This window comes from Bacteroides sp. 519, from assembly GCF_010500955.1.
Classification (GTDB): Bacteria; Bacteroidota; Bacteroidia; order Bacteroidales; family Bacteroidaceae; genus Bacteroides.
In genome coordinates this window covers 245,542-267,841 of the sequence record NZ_QVMJ01000003.1, presented here as the reverse complement: position 1 = coordinate 267,841, position 22,300 = coordinate 245,542, and the positions used below count along the sequence as shown (strand labels likewise).

The following is a 22,300-nucleotide window of genomic DNA, read 5'->3' as shown; positions in this document are numbered from 1 at the left end:
ATTATTCAAGTTAAAAACAATAAACTATGTTTAGAAGGATCTCTTTTTTTATCGGGTTGCAGATGTGTTTATTAAATCTGTCTGCACAATTGGGCACCTTTGCTGGATGCGATTATTCGCAGGGCATTGTGTTTATTATGCAGGATAATAAAATAGTATGGCAGCACGAAGCCCCCGAATCTAACGATATATGGATGCTACCCAATGGAAACATATTGTTTACTACTGGCAAAGGAGTACTTGAAATGACACGGCAAAACGATACAATATTTCATTACCAATCAAAAAGTGCAATTTTTGCCTGCCAACGGTTAGCAAATGGAAATACTTTTGTAGGTGAATGTAATGCTGGGCGTTTACTCGAAATTTCACCACTGGGAGAAATCGTTAAAAGTATTTCTATATTACCAGAAGGCGTTTCTGATGGGGGATTTGGCTTTATGAGAAATGCCCGACAATTACCAAACGGAAACTATTTGGTAGCCCATTATAGTAATCAGGTGGTAAAAGAATATAATGCCGAGGGCAAAGAAGTTTGGAAAGTAGAAGTACCGGGGGGGCCACATTCGGTTATCCGCTTGCCAAATGGTAATACGTTGATTTCTGTAGCTGATATGACACAGAATCCCCGTATCATTGAACTAAATAAAAAAGGTAAATGTGTATGGGAGTTCTCAAACAAGGATATACCCAATGCACCTTTGAAATTCTTGGGAGGTATGCACTGCTTTCCTGACAAAAAAATACTCTTTACCAATTGGACCGGACATGGAAATGTGGAAAATAAAATTCACTTGTTTCTGATAAATAGAAAGAAAAAAGTTCTTTTCACGCTGAAAGAGCACCCGCAGATTCAAACAATGTCTTCTGTATATCTGATGGAAAAGGAAAATAAATAAAAGATATGAAATATAATCTTTTTACGTAAATTTGTTGGTTCAATGAATTAACTTATGAATAACCCTGATTTGCGGGATAGGATTTTAATCCGTACCTCATGGATAAGCACAATAGGGAACTCCATCTTATCCCTATCTAAAATTATAATCGGTTTGCTATCCGGAAGTCTGGCTGTAGTAGGCGATGGTATCGACTCGGCCACAGATGTTATTATATCTATTGTGATGATATTTACTGCCCGTATCATTAACCGTCCGCCTTCGCGCAAATATGTATACGGCTACGATAAGGCCGAAGGTATTGCCACCAAAATACTCTCACTTGTAATCTTCTATGCCGGGGTACAAATGTTCATATCATCAGTAGAAAGCATGCTATCTGGCGAAACCAAAGAAATGCCGGCTACAATAGCAATATATGTAACCGTATTCTCTATTGCAGGAAAACTATTGCTGGCATGGTATCAATATAAACAGGGAAAAAAAGTAAATAGTTCCATGCTTACCGCTAATGCTATAAATATGCGGAATGATGTGTTAATCTCTACCGGGGTGCTGGTGGGATTGATTTTTACTTTCATCTTTAAACTTCCTATTCTCGATTCGGTAACAGGGTTACTAATCAGCATCTTTATTATAAAATCGGCCATCTCTATTTTCATGGATTCGAATGTTGAGTTAATGGATGGTGTGAAAGATGAATCAATATACAATAAAATATTCGAAGCTGTAGAAAAAGTACCAGGTGCTTTGAACCCTCATCGTGTACGCTCAAGGCAGTTGGGTAATATGTATATGATAGCTTTAGACATTGAAGTAGACGGAGATATAACAGTAAACCACGCACACGATATTGCCACCGATGTAGAAAAGAGCATCAAACAACTTATTGAAAACGTATACGACATCATGGTACATGTAGAACCCGCCGGAGTGTGCCACGAAGTAGAAAAGTTTGGTATAAACAAAGAAATGATGAAATGAGTTTTGAGTGATGAGTAATGAGTTTTGAGTAATGATACCGCATGGTAACTCAAAACTCATTACTCATCACTCAAAACTTTTCCCCTCATTTATGCATAAAATTCCCAATAAATGCATAATTTTGCACCCACAAAGAATAATTATGCATTTATGAGAAAGAAAGCTACGCGATTAGACACCATAAAACTAATCATATCCAATAAAGAAATAAGTTCTCAGGAGGACCTCTTAAACGAGTTGAATAAGGAGGGTTTCCAACTTACACAAGCTACCCTCTCTCGTGATTTGAAGCAATTAAAGGTAGCCAAAGCAGCAACTATGAACGGCAAGTATATATATGTATTGCCAAACAATATAATGTATAAGCGTACCACCGACCAGTCGGCAAGTGAAATGATGCGTCATAACGGATTTGTTTCCTTACAGTTTTCGGGTAATATTGCAGTGATAAAAACACGTCCGGGATATGCCAGCAGTATTGCATACGATATCGACGACCGTGATTTTCCCGATATACTGGGAACAATAGCCGGTGATGATACTATTATGATGGTGCTTCGAGAGGGAGTTACACAAAGTGCAGTTCGTACAATGTTATCATTTATTATTCCAAATATTTAATTTGTATTAGAAAGCAAAAATGGATAAGCAGATCGATGTGATGGTGGCAGATGCCTCTCACGAAATATATGTCGACACTATTCTTGATACAATAACTGCGGCCGCGAAGGTTAGAGGTACAGGAATTGCCAAACGTACTCATGAGTACCTGGCGCAAAAAATGAAAGAAGGAAAAGCAATCATTGCTTTAGATGGTGAAGAGTTCGCCGGATTTTGTTATATCGAAAGCTGGGGCAACAAACAATATGTAGCCAATTCGGGACTTATTGTTGTTGAAAAATTCCGTGGTCAGGGACTGGCTAAGCGAATTAAACAAGCAGCTTTTACACTGTCGCGCCTGCGTTGGCCCAATGCCAAACTATTTGGCCTAACAAGTGGTGGAGCTGTAATGAAAATCAATACAGAACTAGGATATGTTCCTGTTCCTTTCTCGGAGCTGACCGATGATGAAGCCTTTTGGAAAGGTTGCGAGGGCTGTGTAAACCACGATGTTCTTGTACGCACGGAACGTAAATACTGTATTTGTACAGCTATGCTTTATGATCCGGAGAAAGAAAAGAAATGATAATGTGGCAATGTGCTAATATGCCAATGTGCCAATGTTTGAATAATAAAATGAATAAATAATAATAACCTTTTTAAAAAAGTCCATGCGCCAGCCAATTAATACATTGGCATATTGGCACATTGGCATATTAGAACCAATGAAAAAGAAAGTTGTTTTGGCATTCAGTGGAGGTTTGGATACATCCTTCTGTGCCATGTACTTGTCTAAAGACAAAGGATACGAAGTTTATACTGCTATTGCTAATACAGGTGGATTTACCGAAGAGGAACTTAAAAGCATAGAAGAGAAAGCATATAAGCTGGGTGCAGTTAAACACGTAAATCTGGATGTTACTCAAGATTATTATGAAAAGAGCATTAAATATATGGTGTTTGGTAATGTGCTTCGTAATGGAACATATCCAATCTCTGTTAGCTCCGAACGTATATTTCAGGCCATTGCCATTGCCGATTATGCCCGCGAGATAGGTGCCGATGCCATTGCACACGGAAGTACCGGAGCTGGTAACGATCAGGTTCGTTTCGACTTGACTTTCGAAGTTCTTGCACCGGGAATAGAAATTATCACTCCTACCCGCGATATGATTCTTACCCGTGAATACGAAATAAACTATCTGCGCGAACATGGTTACGAAGCCGACTTTGTAAAGATGGAGTATTCTATAAACAAAGGATTGTGGGGAACTTCGATCGGAGGAAAAGAAACATTGCAAAGCGATCAGACTTTACCAGAAGAAGCATACCCTAGTCAGGTTACTGCCGAAGGTACCGAAATACTTAAACTTACCTTTGAACAAGGCGAACTGAAAGCAATCAATGGTGAAACATATACCGATCCTGTAAAAGCAATAAACAAGGTAGAGGAAATTGGTAGTAAATATGGCATTGGTCGCGATATGCATGTAGGCGATACAATCATAGGATTGAAAGGTCGTGTTGGATTCGAAGCAGCAGGCCCTCTATTAATTATCAACGGACATAAGCTTCTTGAAAAACATACATTAAGTAAATGGCAGCAATACTGGAAAGAACAGGTTGCCACATGGTATGGTATGTTTCTGCACGAAGCTCAATATCTTGAACCGGTTATGCGCGACATCGAGGCAATGTTGCAAAGTTCACAACGCAATGTTAATGGTACGGTAATTATCCAGCTTCGTCCTTACAGCTACACACTTGTTGGGGTTGAATCGGATTATGATCTGGTTAAAAATGAATTGGGCGAATACGGTGAAGTTCAGAAAGGCTGGACTGCTGAGGATGCAAAAGGGTTTACCAAGATTTCATCTACGGCATTAAGGGTGTATTATGCTAATCAGAAAAAGAATGGATAATAATTTTAGACACGGATGACACGGATTGCACGGATCAAAATTCACGGATAATATAATAAATTAAATCCGTGTCTTAAAATCCGTGCAATCCGCGTCATCCGTGTCTAAAAAATATGACTAAAGAATATGATTAAAATTGGAATTATTGGTGGAGCAGGCTACACAGCAGGCGAGTTAATCCGGTTACTCGTTAACCATCCTGACGCCGATATTGTATTTATAAACAGCTCAAGCAACGCCGGAAACAAAATAACCGATGTACACGAAGGCCTTTATGGCGAATGTGATTTAACATTCACCGACCAGCTACCCTTAGAAGACATCGACCTGTTGTTCTTCTGTACAGCCCATGGCGATACCCGTAAATTTATGGAAAGCCATAACATTCCAGAGAATCTAAAGATAATAGACCTCTCTATGGATTATCGTATTGAAAACGATGACCATAACTTCCTTTATGGACTGCCCGAACTGAACAGACGTGCAATCTGTAAAGCCAACTATGTAGCCAACCCCGGATGCTTTGCCACCTGTATTGAACTCGGGTTACTTCCATTGGCCAAACATCTGATGTTGAACGATGATATCATTGTGAATGCCATTACCGGAAGCACCGGAGCCGGAGTTAAACCTGGAGCAACATCTCATTTTAGCTGGCGTGATAATAACATCAGTGTTTACAAACCCTTTACCCATCAGCATATACCCGAAATAAAGCAGTCTTTGAAGCAATTACAAAACAGCTTCGACTCGGATATAACATTTATTCCGTATAGAGGTAACTTTCCAAGAGGCATCTTTGCTACCCTTATAGTGAAATGCAAAGTAGAATTACCCGAGCTGTTAAGAATATACCGTGAGTATTACGAAAAAGACTCATTTGTTTGTATTGTGGATAAGAACATTGATTTGAAACAAGTTGTTAATACCAATAAATGCTTAATCCACCTGGAAAAGCATGAAGATAAGCTGATGATAATCTCTTGCATTGATAATCTTCTGAAAGGTGCATCCGGACAAGCTGTCCATAATATGAACCTCATGTTTAATCTGGAAGAAACAGTAGGGTTGAAGTTAAAGCCTTCGGCTTTTTAATTAGTATTGAGTTTTGAGTAATGAGTTCTGAGTGTCCATGCGGCATCGAAACTCATAACTCAAAACTCATAACTCAAAACTTTTAAATTATGAATCTATTCGACGTATACCCCCTATTTGACATCAACATTGTAGAAGGAAAAGGCTGCCATGTATGGGACGATAAGGGCAATAAATATCTTGACCTGTATGGAGGACATGCAGTTATCTCCATTGGTCACTCACATCCAGAATATGTTGCAAGAATAAGCAATCAGGTAAGTAAACTTGGATTCTATTCCAACTCAGTTATAAACAAGTTGCAGCAGGAAGTTGCCGAGCGCATGGGTAAAATCAGCGGGTACGAAGATTATTCTTTGTTCCTGATAAACTCCGGAGCCGAAGCTAACGAAAATGCCTTAAAACTAGCCTCTTTCCATAACGGGCGTACACGCATTATTTCTTTCAACAAGTCTTTCCACGGACGTACGTCTTTAGCTGTTGAGGCTACCGATAATCCAAAGATTATAGCTCCGATCAACAACAACAAACATGTAACCTATTTACCCCTCAATGATATTGCCGCATTGAAAGCAGAACTGGAAACCGAAGAAATTTGTGCTGTTATTATCGAAGGTATTCAAGGGGTAGGAGGCATTGTTATTCCCGACGATGATTTCCTGCGCGAAGCCAGAGAATTATGTACTAAAACTGGTACCATCCTTGTTTTTGATGAGATACAAAGTGGCTATGGCCGAAGCGGAAAGTTCTTTGCGCATCAGTATGCCGGCATTAAACCAGACATTATAACTGTGGCAAAAGGAATTGGCAACGGATTTCCGTTAGCAGGCGTCCTAATCAGTCCTTTATTTACTCCTGTATATGGAATGTTGGGAACAACATTCGGAGGTAATCATCTGGCTTGTGCTGCTGCCTTGGCAGTGATCGATGTGATGGAGAAAGAAAATCTGGTGGATAACGCAGCCAAAGTAGGTGCCTTCCTGATGGAAGAACTGAAAAAGTTCCCTCAGATAAAAGCAGTAAGAGGAAGAGGATTAATGATTGGATTGGAATTCGAAGAACCGGTAAAAGATTTACGTCGTAAATTACTATTCGATTATAAAGTGTTTACAGGAGTTACCGGCACACATGTAATCCGATTGTTACCGCCATTATGCTTAAGCATGGATGAGGCAAAAGAGTTTCTGGAAAAACTTTCAGAAATTTTACGTACCTTCGTGTAGTAGAAAACCGTATTAATATGAACACCCCACTTCGTAAACTTCCAATAGGGATACAAACCTTTGAACAGATTCGCAAAGAGAACTATCTCTATGTGGATAAAACAGCGTTTGTATGGCAGATAGCTAACTTAGGAAAACCTTATTTCCTGAGTCGTCCCCGGCGTTTTGGTAAAAGTCTGCTGATAAGTACTTTTAAGTCTTATTTCCAAGGACGCAAAGATTTGTTCGAAGGGCTTGCCATTGAACAGATGGAAACATCATGGAACCAGTATCCAGTGCTTCATCTGGATTTAAATGCCGAAAAGTTTGATAGTGTGGAGCGCTTGGAGGCATTGATAGATTCTTATTTACAACAATGGGAAAAACTTTACGGAAGTGACAATGAAAGCACTCTATCCACTCGCTTTGCTGGTGTCATCCGCCGTGCAAATGAACAAACCGGTATGGGTGTGGTGGTATTAATAGATGAATACGATAAACCCTTGCTCCAAAATATTCAAAATGAAGATTTGTTGGCTCAATTACGTAGTACCCTGAAAGCTTTTTATGGTGTACTGAAGAGTGCCGATGAACACCTGCGTTTTGTACTCCTGACAGGAGTAACCAAGTTTGCCCATGTAAGCGTATTCAGCGATCTTAATCAGTTAAGTGATATCAGTATGGCTCCTGTTTATGCTACATTGTGTGGTATAACAAAAGATGAACTGGTTTCGACATTTAAACCGGAACTCGAAGCTTTAGCCACGGTACATGGATTGACCTTTGACGAAACTGTCGATAAAATGACCCGGAAGTATGATGGATATCACTTCCGCGAAAACACTCCGGGGCTTTTCAATCCTTTCAGTGTATTAAACGCGTTGCAATATCTTCAGTTTGATAATTACTGGTTTCAAACCGGTACTCCCACTTTCCTGATTGATCTTCTGAAAGAGAGTGACTATGATTTACGTACTCTTATTGATGGAGTAGAAACTGCCCCACGTGCATTTAGTGAATATCGTGCAGAATCCGGGAATCCTATCCCCTTGCTATACCAAAGCGGTTATCTTACCATCAAAGGGCATGACAAGGAGTTCGGACTTTATAAACTGAATTTCCCAAACGATGAGGTAGAGTATGCTTTCTTGCAATTTCTCGCACCTTTCTATACTTCTGTAACAGACGATGAACAGTCATTCCATATCAGTCATTTTGTTCGCGAGTTGCGTAGTGGCGATATTCCTTCGTTTATGCAGCGGCTGAAAGCTTTCTTTGCCGATATTCCTTATGAACTTAATGATAAAACCGAACGGCATTATCAGGTGATTTTCTATCTCGTATTCAAACTGATGGGAGAGTTTGTTCAAACCGAAGTGCGAAGTGCCCGCGGGCGTGCCGATGCTGTGGTGTGGACACGCGATCAGATTTATCTATTTGAATTCAAACTCAACGATACTGCCGAAAAAGCACTGGAACAAATTGATGCAAAAGGTTATTTGATTCCTTACAGTGTTGACAAACGGAAATTAGTAAAGGTAGGTGTTGAGTTTGATAAGGAAGAACGGAATATAGGAAAATACCTGATAGACGAGGAAACTCATAACTCATAACTCAAAATTAATGAAAATAGCTATTATCGGCGCAGGCAACATGGGAGGCGCCATTGCCAAAGGACTGACACAAGGAAGTATCGTAAAAGCAAAAGATATATTCGTATCCGATATTTCGGATGCAAACCTGAATGAGTTGAAGGCTTACAATCAGGAGATCAATATAACAAAAGATAATCAGGAAGCTGTAAATGCAGCCGATATTATTATCCTTGCAGTGAAACCTTGGTTGGCAAGAGAAATTCTTGTTAATATAGAAGCCGATTACTGCAAAAAGATCCTTGTTTCGATTGTAGCCGGCATACCCTTAACAGAATATCTTGCGTGGACTTCTCTTTCTGCTGTACTATTCCGGTTAGTGCCCAATACTGCTATTTCCGAATTGGCCAGTATGACACTGATTGCCTCTTTAAATGCAGGCGAAGAACAGCAACAACTCATTCTCAATATCTTCAACGAGCTGGGATTGGCAATGCTTGTTCCCGAAAAACATATACCTGCAACCACAGCTCTGACTTCCTGTGGCATTGCGTATGTGTTCAAATACATTCAGGCAGCTATGCAGGCAGGAATAGAAATGGGTATTTATCCTAAGGATGCCATGAAAATGGTAGCCCAATCTGTTAAAGGAGCCGCAGAGATTATACTGAATAACGAAACCCATCCCTCTGTAGAAATTGATAAAGTCACTACCCCAGGAGGCATTACTATTAAAGGGATTAATGAATTAGATCATGCCGGATTTACATCCGCAATTATAAAAGCAATAAAAAAGAGTAATGAGTAGTGAGTAGTGAGTTTTGAGATCCATGCGGAATTGAACTCAAAACTCATCACTCATTACTCACTACTCAAAACTCACTCAAAACTCAAATAGTATGGACGACCAGATTAAACAAATAGCAGAACGTTTGCGTGGGCTACGCGAAGTCTTGGAATTAAGTGTTGAAGAATTGGCCACAGGCGCCGATATTTCTCAGGAAGAGTACCAAAAAGCAGAAACAGGCGAATATGATATCTCTGTAAGCATGCTCCAAAAAATAGCACGAACTTATGATATCGCCCTCGATGCACTAATGTTTGGTGAAGAACCCAAAATGAACTCTTACTTCCTGACACGTGCAGGCAAAGGAGTTTCTATCGAACGCACCAAAGCATATAAGTACCAATCGTTAGCTTCGGGATTTATTAAGCGTGAAGCCGATCCGTTTATAGTAACCGTTGAGCCGAAGGATGAAAATGCACCTATGAATTACAACTGTCACAACGGGCAAGAGTTTAACTATATACTCGAAGGCCGTATGTTGCTTAGCATAGGCGGAAAAGAACTTATTCTTAACGAAGGAGATAGTATCTATTTTAATTCAAAACTCCCACATGGAATGAAAGCACTCGATGGTAAAAAGGTGCAATTCCTGGCGGTAATATTGTAAAGTTAGTAAAGAAGGAGGTAAAGTGAGGTAGAGGAGGTAAAGAGAATAAAGAAGATAGAGAATAAAGGAGTCCTATTTACTGCCTTTATTTACTTTACTGCCTTTATTTACTTTATAACCTTTACCTGACTTTACCTCCTTTACCTCACTCAAATACTTAAAATAATGGTCGAAAAGTTTTTATCTCAAACAACATTTACTTCATCAGAAGACTTTGCTAAGAACCTGAATATAATAGTGCCCGAGAACTTCAACTATGGTTACGATGTAGTTGACGAATGGGCAGCAAACGAACCCAATAAACGTGCTTTATTGTGGACAAACGACAAAGATGAATGCCGTGAATTCACCTTTGCCGAAATGAAAAAATATACAGATATGACTGCCTCTTATTTCCAAAGCCTGGGAATAGGTCGTGGTGATATGGTGATGCTTATCCTTAAACGCAGATATGAGTTTTGGTTTAGCATTATTGCACTTCATAAACTGGGTGCAGTTGTTATTCCGGCTACCCATCTGTTAACTAAAAAAGATATTGTTTATCGTTGCAATGCAGCCGATATTAAAATGATTGTTGCAGCAGGCGAAGAAGTAATAAACAACCATATCCTCGAAGCAAAACCCGATTGTCCTACACTGCAAAAGCTGGTTAGTGTTGGACCTGTTATTCCCGAAGAATTTGAAGATTTCCATAAAGGCATTGAAAATGCAGCACCTTTTGTTCGTCCGGAAAACGTAAATACAAACAACGACATCTCATTGATGTACTTTACATCGGGTACAACCGGCGAACCTAAAATGGTTGCCCACGATTTTACTTATCCGCTGGGACATATCACAACCGGAAGCTACTGGCATAACCTGCATAAGGACAGTATACACCTAACCATTGCCGATACCGGTTGGGGAAAAGCCGTATGGGGAAAACTCTATGGACAGTGGATTGCCGGAGCAACCGTATTTGTGTACGACCATGAAAAGTTTGTTCCTGCCGAAATTCTTAAAAAGATAAACGATTATCGCATAACATCGTTGTGTGCTCCTCCCACCATATTCAGGTTTTTGATACGCGAAGACCTTTCTAACTATAACCTCTCATCGCTTGAATACTGCACCATTGCAGGCGAAGCCTTGAACCCTGCCGTTTACGAGAACTTCTTGAAATTAACCGGAATCAAGTTGATGGAAGGATTTGGGCAGACCGAAACCACACTAACTATTGCCACATTCCCTTGGATGGAACCGAAACCCGGAAGTATGGGTATGCCAAACCCTCAATACAATGTAGACCTGATTGATTATGAAGGCCGTTCCGTAGAAGCCGGTGAACAGGGAGAAATTGTTATACGCACAGGCGAAAAGAAAGTAATCGGTCTTTTCAAAGAGTACTATCGCGATGCTGAACGTACCAACGAAACATGGCACGATGGTATTTATCACACTGGTGATGTTGCCTGGAAAGACGAAGACGGCTATTACTGGTTTGTTGGTCGTACAGACGATGTTATCAAGAGCTCGGGTTACCGCATTGGGCCGTTCGAAGTAGAAAGTGCCCTGATGACACACCCCGCAGTTGTGGAATGTGCCATTACAGGAGTTCCGGATGAAATACGCGGACAGGTTGTTAAGGCAACAATTATTCTTGCCAAAGAATATAAGGATCGTGCCGGCAACGAACTAGTGAAGGAGTTGCAGGAACACGTTAAAAAAGTAACTGCTCCTTATAAATATCCACGTGTAATTGAATTTGTTGAGGAACTACCCAAAACAATCAGTGGTAAAATACGAAGAGTAGAAATCCGTCAGAATGACGAGAAATAAGTTTTGAGTAATGAGTAGTGAGTAGTGAGTTACCATGCGGCATCGTAACTCACTACTCAAAACTCACTACTCAAAACTCAATTTATTATCTTTTTTTGCAATAAATAAAAAACTTAGTTTAATTTTGCAGAATTGTTTTTTTATGAGAACAGGATGACGCAAGATTCAGATCATTTAATAGACATTGACAAGATACTTCGCACTAAAGCGCCGAAGCACTATAAATATGTACCCAAGTTTCTGATATCGTATCTGAAGAAAATTATTCATCAGGACGAACTCAATGTATTCCTTGAAGAGTCGAAGGATAAAGTAGGGGTAGAGTTTTTGGATGCATGCATGGAGTTTCTGGATGCCAAAGTCGAAGTAAAAGGAATCGAGAACTTACCCGATGATCGCTTGCTGACATTCGTTTCTAATCACCCGCTTGGCGGACAAGATGGTGTTGCACTGGGCTACGTATTGGGTAACCATTACAACGGAAGAGTAAAGTACCTGGTGAACGACCTGTTAATGTCTGTTCGTGGACTTGCTCCCTTATTTATCCCCATAAACAAAACAGGAAAACAATCAAAAGACTTTCCCCGTATGGTTGAAGCCGGATTTCAGTCGGACAATCACATGATTATGTTTCCTGCCGGATTATGTTCCAGACGACAGAATGGAGTGATCCGCGATCTGCAATGGTCAAAGACATTTATAGTTAAAAGTGTACAAACACAAAGAGATGTTGTACCCATACACTTTGAAGGCAGAAACTCAGACTTCTTTTATAATCTGGCAAACTTATGTAAGAAGCTCGGTGTCAAATTTAATATTGCAATGATATATCTGGTGGATGAAATGATGAAAAACCGTCATAAAACATTCACTATAACTTTCGGCAAACCTATTCCTTGGCAAACGTTCGACAAATCAAAAACTCCGGCTCAGTGGGCCGAGTATGTAAAAGAAGAAGTTTACAAATTAGGACAGAACCAAGAATCACCAGAAAAAGGTAAATAACATGGAAGAAGAGATCATCCCGCCAGTAAATAAAGAACTGATAAAAGCGGAACTCACAGAAGAAAAAAGACTGCGAATGACCAATAAGAGTAACAATCAGATATACATTGTTACTTATCAGAATTCTCCTAATATTATGAGGGAGATAGGTCGTTTGCGTGAAATAGCTTTTCGTGCAGCTGGCGGCGGAACGGGAAAATCGTTGGATATCGATGAATACGATACCATGGAGAATCCTTACAAGCAACTGATTGTATGGAATCCCGAAGCCGAAGAAATACTGGGGGGCTACAGGTATATTTTAGGAACCGACGTTGAGTTTGACGAGAAAGGACGCCCTGTTCTTGCTACGGCTCATATGTTCAACTTCTCCGATGAGTTTATTAGTAATTATTTGCCTCAAACCATTGAACTTGGGCGGTCGTTTGTTACACTTGAGTATCAATCATCGCGTGCCGGCAGCAAAGGCTTATTTGCACTGGATAATCTTTGGGATGGCTTGGGTGCATTAACAGTAATAATGCCCGAGGTGAAATTTTTCTTTGGAAAAGTAACAATGTATCCCAGCTATCATCCGCAAGGCCGCGATATGATATTGTATTTCCTGAAGAAACATTTTGAAGATAAAGACAGCTTAATAACTCCTGTAAGGCCATTAATAATCCAATCGGATGAAAAGGAACTTGCTGCTCTTTTCAATAAAGAAACCTTTAAAGAAGATTACCGCATACTGAATGCCGAAGTACGTAAACTGGGTTATAATATCCCTCCTTTGGTAAACGCATACATGAGTCTGAGCCCTACCATGCGTATGTTTGGAACAGCCATCAACTATGGGTTTGGTGATGTGGAAGAAACCGGTATACTGATTAATGTAGACGAAATCCTGGAAGAGAAACGCATGCGCCATATCGAATCTTTTGTGAAGAACGATTCGCAAGATTGCAAAATAACATCGGGAGCTAACAAGGTAATATATAAAGAGAAGTAGTTATGAGTAATGAGTTATGAGTAATGAGTTATGAGTAGTGAGTTTTGAGTTACGATGCCGCATGGGTACTAACTCAAAACTCATTACTCATTACTCACTACTCATAACTCATCACACTGCCGGCAAACTATTACCATTAATCTTCCTGTATAAATCGAGAGCAAATATATCAGTCATACCTGAGATGTAATCCAGTACGGCTTGAATACGTTCGTACAAACCCTCCGCTCTCAGGTTGTATTGATCGGATACCCGGTCAATCAGTAAGCGCGAATAAGCTTTGTCGGGATATTGAACAGCCTCTACCATTAAATCGAGTAAGGTACTGATTACCCGGAAACCAGCCAGCTCTATATCAAGAACATCGCGTGCGCGATATATCTTCTTAAAAGATAAATCGGAACAGGTTTTATAAGCAACAGCGGCCTGATCGCAAACACTTTTTATTAGTGGACCTTTAAACTCGCCATCCAGAATCTTCTCCTCATTCTCAACAAACACCCGTGTGCATTCTTGAATAAGCAGGCCAACAACCGACGAACGTAAGTAAGCAATCTGCTCGTTTACATCGCGCACATACTTAAATACACGTTTCATTTTCTCCTGTCTTTCCTCCGGAAAATAATTCAGAAACAGTTCTTTGGTTTCTTCAGTGGTAAGTATTTTTAGTTTGTGCGCATCTTCAATATCCATTAACTGATAACAAATATCGTCGGCAGCTTCAACTAAGTAAACTAGCGGATGTCGAACATACGCTAAGGGGCTATCCTGTATTTTTTTGAGACCCAATTCAAGGGCAATTTTACGAAAAGCATCTTCCTCAGTAGTGAAGAACCCAAATTTAGATTTCCCTCCGGCTAAGCTAGAAGAGTATGGGTATTTTACAATAGAGGCTAATGTAGAATAGGTTAACACAAAACCACCTTCGCGTCTTCCCTCAAATTGGTGGGTTAACAGCCTGAAGGCATTTGCATTTCCTTCAAAGTGAATAAAGTCTTGCCATTCGTTTTTGGTTAGTTCGTTCTTAAGTTTCTTGCCTTCGCCCTCTTCAAAATACTTTGATATGGCCCTCTCGCCCGAATGACCAAAAGGAGGATTGCCCAAATCGTGTGCCAAACAAGCAGCAGAAACGATTGAACCAATCTCGGGTAAGAAAGAATCTTTTAAATCCGGATGTTTCTCTAGCAGTGCTTTGGCGCAATCATTCCCCAACGATCTGCCTACACACGATACTTCTAAGCTATGCGTTAATCTGTTATGAACAAATACACTTCCCGGCAAAGGGAATACTTGGGTTTTATTTTGTAAACGGCGAAAAGGTGCCGAGAAAATAAGCCGGTCGTAATCTCGCTGAAATTCGGAACGGTTTTCTTCTCTTACCTGATGAAATTGCTCCATCCCATAACGTTTCGCCGAAATCAATGTTCTCCAATCCATCATTAAGAAATTTAGAATACAAAGATATACAGAAATTTATTCACTTCAACAACTTTTCTTACCTTTGCGCCCCAGACTAATTAAGATGAGAAAGAACAGCGCCCTACTGATAACGACTTTTAGTGTTTTATTATTTTCTTGTACAGATAACAGACAGAAGATTGACAATTCTCAACTATTAGAAAAACTACAAACGCAAGTAGATAGTATCATCAATCTGGGATATAAAATAGATAACATTAATCTTTATACTACAACTTTTTCGGATGAAGGGCCGGGAAATGTTGGCTATTTCAAATTGATGTTTATAAATGCAGTACCTTCCGACCCGGCAATAGAGTACATGGCAAACTTCAGCTATTCGGCAGAATCTGACCGATTGACTTTTCATGGATATCCAACCAGTCCGGATAATAAACGAAAGGAGAAGATATATAGCTCCTCTCCCAATTTTTCTGATGCCATATCTAAACTGGAAGAGATGAAACAACAAATACCAGATAATTATAAATTCGATAATCTGTTATTTATAAAGTACTCTGTTGTAAACAACAACCCAATATATCTGTTTGAAATAGAACTGAAACCAGATTCGGATGATATCTCGCATCCAAAAGTAAAACAGGAAAAGAAGTCTTATGTGAAATACAGCACACGCAGAAGGCGTAAGAAGTATGGTGCTACAAAGAAAACCCATCATACCGAGATAAAGAAAAAGATTCAGCATACTATCACTTTTAAGGTAATCAACGACCAGATAGAATTAAAATAAGAACCCAAGGCAAACACACTTTGACTTATAATGGAAGCTCTGTGAATTTTCTAACCAAAATAAACAGCAACAAGTCGGAAACAATCATGAATCCTACTCTTTCTACCTATATGTTGCATGCAAATTTTTACATCAGCGAAAAAGCCCGGAACAATAATATAGATCATATTTACGAAGAGAATAGTTATGAATATAACTCTGACGAAGGAGTGGTAAAACTACCAGTGAAAATATTGAATACGCTTTTTATTGATCGTACACATTCTCATTGGGCATTCGGGCTGGATGAAGAGGCAAAAGAAACAGTGGGCACAAGATCTGGTAGTCAAAAGATTGTTTATCATAAAATATACAGAGCAGCAGATTACTATAAAGAATTTGCAGATGAACTTCCGGCTGGTGTTGTTTTCGCTGTTAATACTAAAAAGTTGAGCGAACAGCCACCTTATAAATTCCCTGTGGAGTCTTTGCAAAGTGATTGTGATGTAGCTAATGCTGCAATCAAAGAATTGGCAGATAAATGTGATGGTATTATTGCAAACCCAGAAAATATATTTCAGGATATTGCGCTTTTGGCACATTACGCATTGACGGAAACCCGTACTAAGATGAACGAAGGTTGTAGTGCTCAGTTCAATCCGGGACGTGATGATAAAGAATTTAAAGAAGTATTGAAGAAGATGAATGATGAGATGACTTATTTAACCAATGCTACTACTTTTATTGTAAAGTAAAGAGCTACTTTTTCTCACCACGATGAGAACAAATACTCATGCTAATGAGAAATGTTTCTTATCGTGATGAGAAAAGATTCTCATCGTGATGAGAAAATATAAGAAAACGTTTCAATCATTTTCTCAAATTTCAAAATCAGGCAAATAATCTACAAGCTTCTGTTTTACTGTTTGTCCTTTCGTTTGGTCAGTAATAAGTGTAGCTCCTCCATTCTTGGTCCGGTTATATAACAAAGATGCTTTTTCTTCTTTGTTTTGCAATTCAATAAAAGCTTCTCCCAATGGTGTTAGGTTACAATGTATTGTCCAGCCTGCTACTTCAATGGTATCTCCTTTACGAATAACCTCAACATGGGGGCTATCGTTTCCATGTGTATCAATTACAGTTAGAAAGCGAGCTTTCTCACAAAGTTGAGTAGTAGCCGAAAAAAGCCAATGATCGGGGTGGGGTACTGTTTTGTTTTCTGTTTGTTCGGAGCAGAACACATGTGCAACCGATGTACCCAGATCGTTCTTTCCATGTACCATTACACCATTCTCCTGATTTTCTACAACCATAGGGTATTGTGTGGTATGTAGCAAATAACTCCATGTTACAGGTTCTTTGCCTTCTAACTCTTCATAGACAATATGCAACCCGCTTGTTCCTAATTGAATAATATGGCGGCGGAACAATCCGGTCTTATTAACATCCCAACCATTCTCTGGGGTGAACTTGGTTCCTGAAAGGCGGCCACGTTCCAGCCAAAGCGGAGATACAACCTCACCATACGCATTCGAGGCATCGCCAACTACATAGGAAATCTTTTCTCCTTCATAATGCCGGGGAATCCAGCCATAACCTTCGGTGCCGATACGTTGCCCCATGCCATTTACCAGTATGCTGTTATGTGCCCGGGTATTGCGATAGGCATACATGCTATTATCGTCGGTAAAGCCTGTGCGATGTCCGCTGCTATAGAATATTGGTTTGCCGCCATAAAACGTATTGAATGCATTTTGATTGGCCAACGCATGCGAAGATGCTCCATACGGGCTGGAACGGAAAGAAAGCATGGCGTTTTGCCCGGGATTGCCCAACGAAGAGTGCATGGTAGCCACTCCGTTTTTGGAAAAGACTTTAGTAGAAGGTAAATCAGAAAGTGAGACCGACGGATTGGGCAAAAGCTTATCTGTAAGACAACGATACCATGTTAAGTCGGCCGGTTTTGATCCCAAAGAGGCTTTTAGTATATCCGGATCGCGTTCTTTAATGTATCTGACGTATGCTGCTGCCCACGGATTGTTGCACTCGCGAGCCAATGCATCGGCATAACCCACACGTACACTACCAGGTGTAAGCATCCGCTCGTGTGCATTTCCATGTCCGGCCGATTTGGAGAATGGGGGTTGATGATAAATAACATATAACGCATTGTTGTTATACCAAGGATCGTCAAAGTAATTGAACCCGGTTATGCGTCCGTAAAATGCCGGAACTTCAATCAATGTACGGAGATTCACCTGAAAATAAGAATCGCCATTGTGCCACGAACCATCATCATTGAGTCCGGGCAAACGAGATACCCAGAAGTTATAACAATAATCGGCCCAGACAGTAGCTTCAGGAAGTTCATTCAATGTAGCGAAGGCAGCCATATTCAGGATACGGAAAGTCATTTGCCACACATGGTTATCGGCAATACGGTTTTCAAGGTGGTTAACATATTCTTCAAAAAACAAACTGCCGTTCTCCTTGATTGTAGCAAGCAGTAAATCCTTTTCGGCCGGGGTCAGAATGTTGTAAAAGGCATCGTAGGCCGATGTACTCATAGATAATATGGTACTCAGGTTGAAGTCGCCAGCAAAGTATCGGTTACCTTTCCATGAAATAATTTCGGTGAGGCGGCGCATGGCTTCCTTGTAATACGCACCATGGTTTCTATGTTTCGTTCTTCTCTGTCCACTATCTTACGGCTTTCACGAATCAGTGCTGATTTCCATTGCACTTCATTTGTTAAACCAGCTAAAGATGTTGTATCAATTTCCCGGCTTAAATGATGCAAGGGTTGTAACATAGCCTTATCGGCTTTAGTGATATAGGCTTTAGCTTCAGGATTATCTTTGTTTTTAGCAATAACAGTATCCCAGTTTTTCCGATCGAGAAGAACACGGGGATGTGTAGTTGGAAATTTATCTGTTACATCTGCAAATGAAGGCGGATTAAAAACACGAGTGTTTTTATCAATGAAAAAGTGATATACCGGCGACCATTCTTCTTGTCCGTTGTTAACAAAAGCATGCTGCCAGTACCACTTGCCCTCTTCAAAAAGTTGAAAGGGATTGAAGAACGCCCAGTTTCTTTCGGCAGTAATCACATCTTTTTTAAATGATGCATCTTTTGATATACGTATACGGTAAGTAACATGTGGTTTTTGTTCATGTCCTTCAATTCCATCTAATACAGCACCCAGATGAGGATATTTATCCGGCCACATAAACCGGGGCGGATTCACAGTGATATGTTGTCCATCCAAAGGCGAAGGGGTAACACGTACTTCGTGCATCAGTGTTTCTTTATCTGTTTTGATTATATGGCCTGCCTGTGTTACATAAGGAAACAGGAAAAGAAAAAGTATGATAAGTTTTGAATAACGGGTTTTTCATGCAATCAAAGATTTATTAACGATACAGCCCCCACCCAAGTCGATGCCTATTGCTGTTTGATTTATCATGATTTGTTGGTTTTAAAAATCAGTTTTCAGGGTACGCTTCTTTCTGTTAACTTTCACCTCAACATTTACATTCGACGTTGAGAATTGTTTGTTATTGAATTTGGCTGATAAAGCCGGTACATTCTTCTGATTGGCAAAAGGATAAATAATTGTAATGAAACGGGCTGTACTTTTGGCTTCTTTCGGTGTGTTGAACGAAAGTGCTGTACGTTCTACGCGTTTGCGATAATCGGTTGAGCGCCATCCTTCCTCTTCTTTCATCTTTAAAGGGGTTTCTCCGAAACATTGCAGTTTTACGTTGCTGTTTCCTTTATAATCGGATATAACAGTCATTGCTTTAGAGTCGAGGTTCACTTTTCCTTCGGCCAACTGATAGTGCAGATTTACTTCTCCTACCGCATCACCATAGGCTTCATCTACCAAAACGAAATAGGTGTTATCTACAAAGAACACTGTACGGCGGTGGGTTAATCCTTTATAGCTGGGTGTTTCGGTAACCAGTGTTTGAACATCGCCCTCGGCGTTCCAGTATTTGCATACCGACTCTCTTGTTTTGAGTGTTTTATCGTCCAACGTAAGTGTGTTGTGAACCATTGTTTGACGAAACCAGTTGCGAAGTGCTGTTACCTCATCGTCTCCTGCATATACGTATGCTCCCGAATCGGGGAAGAGGTTTTTGCCATTGAACCAAAGTTCGAATGTGCCATTGTCGGGTTGGTTGTGCCATTCTCCTTTGGGTCCGGCTTTCAATACCATTACAGTAGCATCGTTCTTCCATGAGTTGCGGAATGTGTAGAACCCTGTAGCTTTGAATGCCTTAGACAGGTTTTCGGGTTGTTTGCCGCTTTTACCTTCGGTAGCAAAGTACTTGATTTGCTCGTTTTGTGGAAACAGTTTTGCCCATGTTTTGTAGTTGCGCACTTCGGTACCCCTGTCGCCCAGTTTAGCATCGCTAAAGCAAGGGTTGCTGTAATCCGGGAAACAGATGTTTGCATAGAATAGAATCATGCTTTCTATGGTATCCAGATAAGATTGGGGAAATTCATTACGGAATCCATTGGCATCGGCCATATAAAGTGCTTTGCAGAATATATTGATGGCTGCCAGATGATAATGTGGGTCGAGTTCATACTGTCCGCCATCATCATACACCTGTTCTTTGATCTCATCGTTCAGTATTTCAATTCCGCTCTTCCGCCAGGTAACAGCATTTTTGTATTCGGGAAAGAATGCTCCGGCATATATCATGCGTTGTGCTTCGAACAAAAGGTGATTGCCTTGCTTGGAGTAATTTCCCATAATATGCACAGCGTGCTTATGGTAATTAACCAGAAACTCAGTTAGAAACTCCGGAGTAAAAGAGGGAGAAGAAAGGAACAACAGGAACTGCGAAGTCTGGTCCTGCAAACGGTGACTAACTTCCAACGGACGCCAGGCAAAGCGCATGTTTTCTTTTGCGCCTTCGAATGTGTTGCCGCTTGTTAGTTCGTACTCTTCTTTGTCTATCTCTACCAACGGGTTTTTCTTAATCCAGTCCATGTATTGGTGTGCCCATGCTTTGGCGTATTTCTCATCACCCGATATGCGGTAGGCTTTACCCATAGGGCCAAACCATTTGTGCCGGTGAAGCTGCCAACGTAACTCGTTGTCTTTTACAGGCCAATATTGCCAGTTGATATCTTCGCCATAATTGTAGGAAGGTTGATAGCCTTTGTGTACAAAGAATGTATGGTTCAAAGCATCGTCGGCCCATTCTTGTTCTTGCTTGGAGATTTTAACTTTACTCAAATCAACGTCAGGCGTTTTAACATGGGTACGTGCGCGGTAATATTTGAGCAGGGCCTTGGCGGCTTCTTCGTCTTTCCCGTTCTGGTGGAGTTCTTTCACTTTTTCGAGGCCGGGATAGTCGAGGTTAAGAAGCGAAAAGGCCTCGCTTTTCAGTTCCTGTGCTGTGATTTTACCTGCCAAACGTGCAATGGCAATAGCAAGGTATTTGGATATTTTGTTCATGATATTATTGGTTTAATTGTTTACAAATCTTTATAGCTAATCCCCTTTACATCCATATAGCGTTTCAACGCTTCAAGGAAGTAGTAGTCCGCATAATTTAACGGGGCATCAATTTCCGAACCATGAGGCAACGAACCTGTTGAGTGCATCAGAATAAACCCTTGATTATCGCCTATCTTGGCCAGATAATCATCACCGGATAAGTTCTTCAGTATAGTCTCGGCATAATCCAGATAGATCTTACCGTTGGGTAGCATGGTGCTCATTTCAATGAAAGCAGAAGCGGTAATACAGGCAGCCGATGCATCGCGGGTGGGCATGGTGAGGTTTTTATCCAACTGTACATTCAGGAAATCGATATCGTATCCGGTATAGATCGGGACTGTTTATTTTACCAATCATCGACGGACCGATGTCTGTAAGGTCCGGATAATACAGAATGAAGGTAGTTGAGTCGGTTGTTTCCGTATCATCACATGATATATGGGTAAGCAAAGCTGCTGCTACCAACATTACCGTCAAGAATCTTAAGGTTATGTGTTTTAGATTCATTGTTTCAGATTTTATATTTAGATTGTTTATTTTATAATAATAGTTCTAAAAAGACTATTTTTCCATATTGGCAAATTTAGGATATAGTGTTATTATTGTGTTTTCATATTCTCTATTCTTTGTTTAAAAACCGATTATTCTATATCATTTTTGTTGAAATCGGTATTAGTTTTGTTGAAAAAGGGGCGTGGCGGTGCTCCAAACCTCATCTGCACGGTTTGTTTTCTTCTATATAGCATTGGACCCTTGAGCTATATAGCATCGACCTCTTGAGCTATATAGCACTGGCCCCATCGTCTATATAGCATTGGATTCGTTGTCTATATAGTTACGATTTATAAGCAATCACCCCTATCGGGGTCACCTGTTGACAATTCGTAATTCAAAGAACACGATTACAATGTAGGGCATCGCCCAATCAAGTTAAGGGATTCATTGTATGCTATCCGCATGGTGAATCCCTTGGGATTCAATTTGAATAACCCCCAGTGAAGGGCGAAGCCCGACTGGGGGCAA

General features: G+C 40.3%; 18 protein-coding genes and 2 pseudogenes. 15 read left to right on the top strand and 5 right to left on the bottom strand.

Going from position 1 to position 22,300, the window contains the following annotated elements; translation table 11 throughout:
• The first annotated feature begins 26 nt into the window (after nucleotides 1–26).
• The 13 genes from D0T85_RS04140 (at nucleotide 27) to D0T85_RS04080 (ending at nucleotide 13,565) form a co-directional block, all read left to right on the top strand.
• Complete coding sequence (locus tag D0T85_RS04140; RefSeq protein WP_163210538.1) at nucleotides 27–899, top strand: aryl-sulfate sulfotransferase; 873 nt, start codon at nucleotides 27–29, stop codon at nucleotides 897–899.
• Between the two features lie 54 nt (nucleotides 900–953).
• Nucleotides 954–1,883 (top strand): cation diffusion facilitator family transporter, encoded by a 930-nt coding sequence (locus D0T85_RS04135; RefSeq protein ID WP_163210536.1) that lies wholly within the window; start codon nucleotides 954–956, stop codon nucleotides 1,881–1,883.
• 150 nt (nucleotides 1,884–2,033) lie between these two features.
• Nucleotides 2,034–2,504, top strand: coding sequence for an arginine repressor (gene argR, locus D0T85_RS04130; RefSeq protein WP_163210534.1), 471 nt, complete (start codon nucleotides 2,034–2,036; stop codon nucleotides 2,502–2,504).
• A gap of 19 nt (nucleotides 2,505–2,523) precedes the next feature.
• Nucleotides 2,524–3,069, top strand: a complete 546-nt coding sequence (locus D0T85_RS04125) for a GNAT family N-acetyltransferase (RefSeq protein ID WP_163210532.1) — start codon at nucleotides 2,524–2,526, stop codon at nucleotides 3,067–3,069.
• Between the two features lie 139 nt (nucleotides 3,070–3,208).
• On the top strand, nucleotides 3,209–4,405 hold the full coding sequence (locus tag D0T85_RS04120) for an argininosuccinate synthase (protein WP_163210530.1): 1,197 nt from the start codon (nucleotides 3,209–3,211) through the stop codon (nucleotides 4,403–4,405).
• 126 nt (nucleotides 4,406–4,531) lie between these two features.
• On the top strand, nucleotides 4,532–5,500 hold the full coding sequence (gene argC / locus D0T85_RS04115) for an N-acetyl-gamma-glutamyl-phosphate reductase (protein WP_163210528.1): 969 nt from the start codon (nucleotides 4,532–4,534) through the stop codon (nucleotides 5,498–5,500).
• Between the two features lie 89 nt (nucleotides 5,501–5,589).
• Nucleotides 5,590–6,723 carry an aspartate aminotransferase family protein gene (locus tag D0T85_RS04110; RefSeq protein WP_163210526.1) on the top strand — a complete coding sequence of 378 codons (1,134 nt, stop codon included), beginning with the start codon at nucleotides 5,590–5,592 and terminating at the stop codon, nucleotides 6,721–6,723.
• A gap of 17 nt (nucleotides 6,724–6,740) precedes the next feature.
• Entirely contained in the window at nucleotides 6,741–8,315 is a 1,575-nt protein-coding gene (locus tag D0T85_RS04105) for an ATP-binding protein (protein WP_163210524.1), read from the top strand.
• A 10-nt stretch (nucleotides 8,316–8,325) separates the two neighbouring features.
• Nucleotides 8,326–9,102: a pyrroline-5-carboxylate reductase gene (gene proC, locus D0T85_RS04100; RefSeq protein ID WP_163210522.1), complete on the top strand. Its 777-nt coding sequence runs from the start codon at nucleotides 8,326–8,328 to the stop codon at nucleotides 9,100–9,102.
• Nucleotides 9,103–9,193: 91 nt separating this feature from the next.
• Nucleotides 9,194–9,748 carry a helix-turn-helix domain-containing protein gene (locus D0T85_RS04095; protein WP_163210520.1) on the top strand — a complete coding sequence of 185 codons (555 nt, stop codon included), beginning with the start codon at nucleotides 9,194–9,196 and terminating at the stop codon, nucleotides 9,746–9,748.
• A 165-nt stretch (nucleotides 9,749–9,913) separates the two neighbouring features.
• The gene (locus D0T85_RS04090; RefSeq protein WP_163210518.1) at nucleotides 9,914–11,569 is read left to right on the top strand and encodes an AMP-binding protein; all 1,656 of its coding nucleotides are present in this window, start codon (nucleotides 9,914–9,916) and stop codon (nucleotides 11,567–11,569) included.
• 153 nt (nucleotides 11,570–11,722) lie between these two features.
• Nucleotides 11,723–12,574 carry a 1-acyl-sn-glycerol-3-phosphate acyltransferase gene (locus D0T85_RS04085; RefSeq protein WP_163210516.1) on the top strand — a complete coding sequence of 284 codons (852 nt, stop codon included), beginning with the start codon at nucleotides 11,723–11,725 and terminating at the stop codon, nucleotides 12,572–12,574.
• 1 nt (nucleotide 12,575) lies between these two features.
• Entirely contained in the window at nucleotides 12,576–13,565 is a 990-nt protein-coding gene (locus tag D0T85_RS04080) for a GNAT family N-acetyltransferase (protein ID WP_163210514.1), read from the top strand.
• A 111-nt stretch (nucleotides 13,566–13,676) separates the two neighbouring features.
• Here the strand turns inward: D0T85_RS04080 and D0T85_RS04075 are convergent, their stop codons facing one another.
• Nucleotides 13,677–15,005: a deoxyguanosinetriphosphate triphosphohydrolase gene (locus tag D0T85_RS04075; RefSeq protein WP_163210512.1), complete on the bottom strand. Its 1,329-nt coding sequence runs from the start codon at nucleotides 15,003–15,005 to the stop codon at nucleotides 13,677–13,679.
• 82 nt (nucleotides 15,006–15,087) lie between these two features.
• Here D0T85_RS04075 and D0T85_RS04070 point away from each other — a divergent pair, with 82 nt between their 5' ends.
• Together D0T85_RS04070 and D0T85_RS04065 are read left to right on the top strand one after the other, a co-directional pair.
• Nucleotides 15,088–15,774, top strand: coding sequence for a hypothetical protein (locus D0T85_RS04070; protein ID WP_163210510.1), 687 nt, complete (start codon nucleotides 15,088–15,090; stop codon nucleotides 15,772–15,774).
• Between the two features lie 41 nt (nucleotides 15,775–15,815).
• Nucleotides 15,816–16,508 carry a hypothetical protein gene (locus tag D0T85_RS04065; protein WP_163210508.1) on the top strand — a complete coding sequence of 231 codons (693 nt, stop codon included), beginning with the start codon at nucleotides 15,816–15,818 and terminating at the stop codon, nucleotides 16,506–16,508.
• A 123-nt stretch (nucleotides 16,509–16,631) separates the two neighbouring features.
• On the opposite strand, the pseudogene D0T85_RS04060 reads toward D0T85_RS04065, so the two are convergent.
• The 4 genes and pseudogenes from D0T85_RS04060 to D0T85_RS04045 form a co-directional block, all read right to left on the bottom strand.
• Nucleotides 16,632–19,129, bottom strand: a pseudogene (locus D0T85_RS04060) (DUF4962 domain-containing protein).
• A gap of 105 nt (nucleotides 19,130–19,234) precedes the next feature.
• Entirely contained in the window at nucleotides 19,235–21,232 is a 1,998-nt protein-coding gene (hepC, locus tag D0T85_RS04055; protein ID WP_163210506.1) for a heparin-sulfate lyase HepC, read from the bottom strand.
• Nucleotides 21,233–21,252: 20 nt separating this feature from the next.
• A pseudogene (locus D0T85_RS04050) lies at nucleotides 21,253–21,543 on the bottom strand (glucuronyl hydrolase); the annotation flags it as partial.
• Nucleotides 21,544–21,562: 19 nt separating this feature from the next.
• Nucleotides 21,563–21,784 (bottom strand): surface glycan-binding family protein, encoded by a 222-nt coding sequence (locus D0T85_RS04045; RefSeq protein ID WP_163210505.1) that lies wholly within the window; start codon nucleotides 21,782–21,784, stop codon nucleotides 21,563–21,565.
• Nucleotides 21,785–22,300 lie beyond the last annotated feature (516 nt).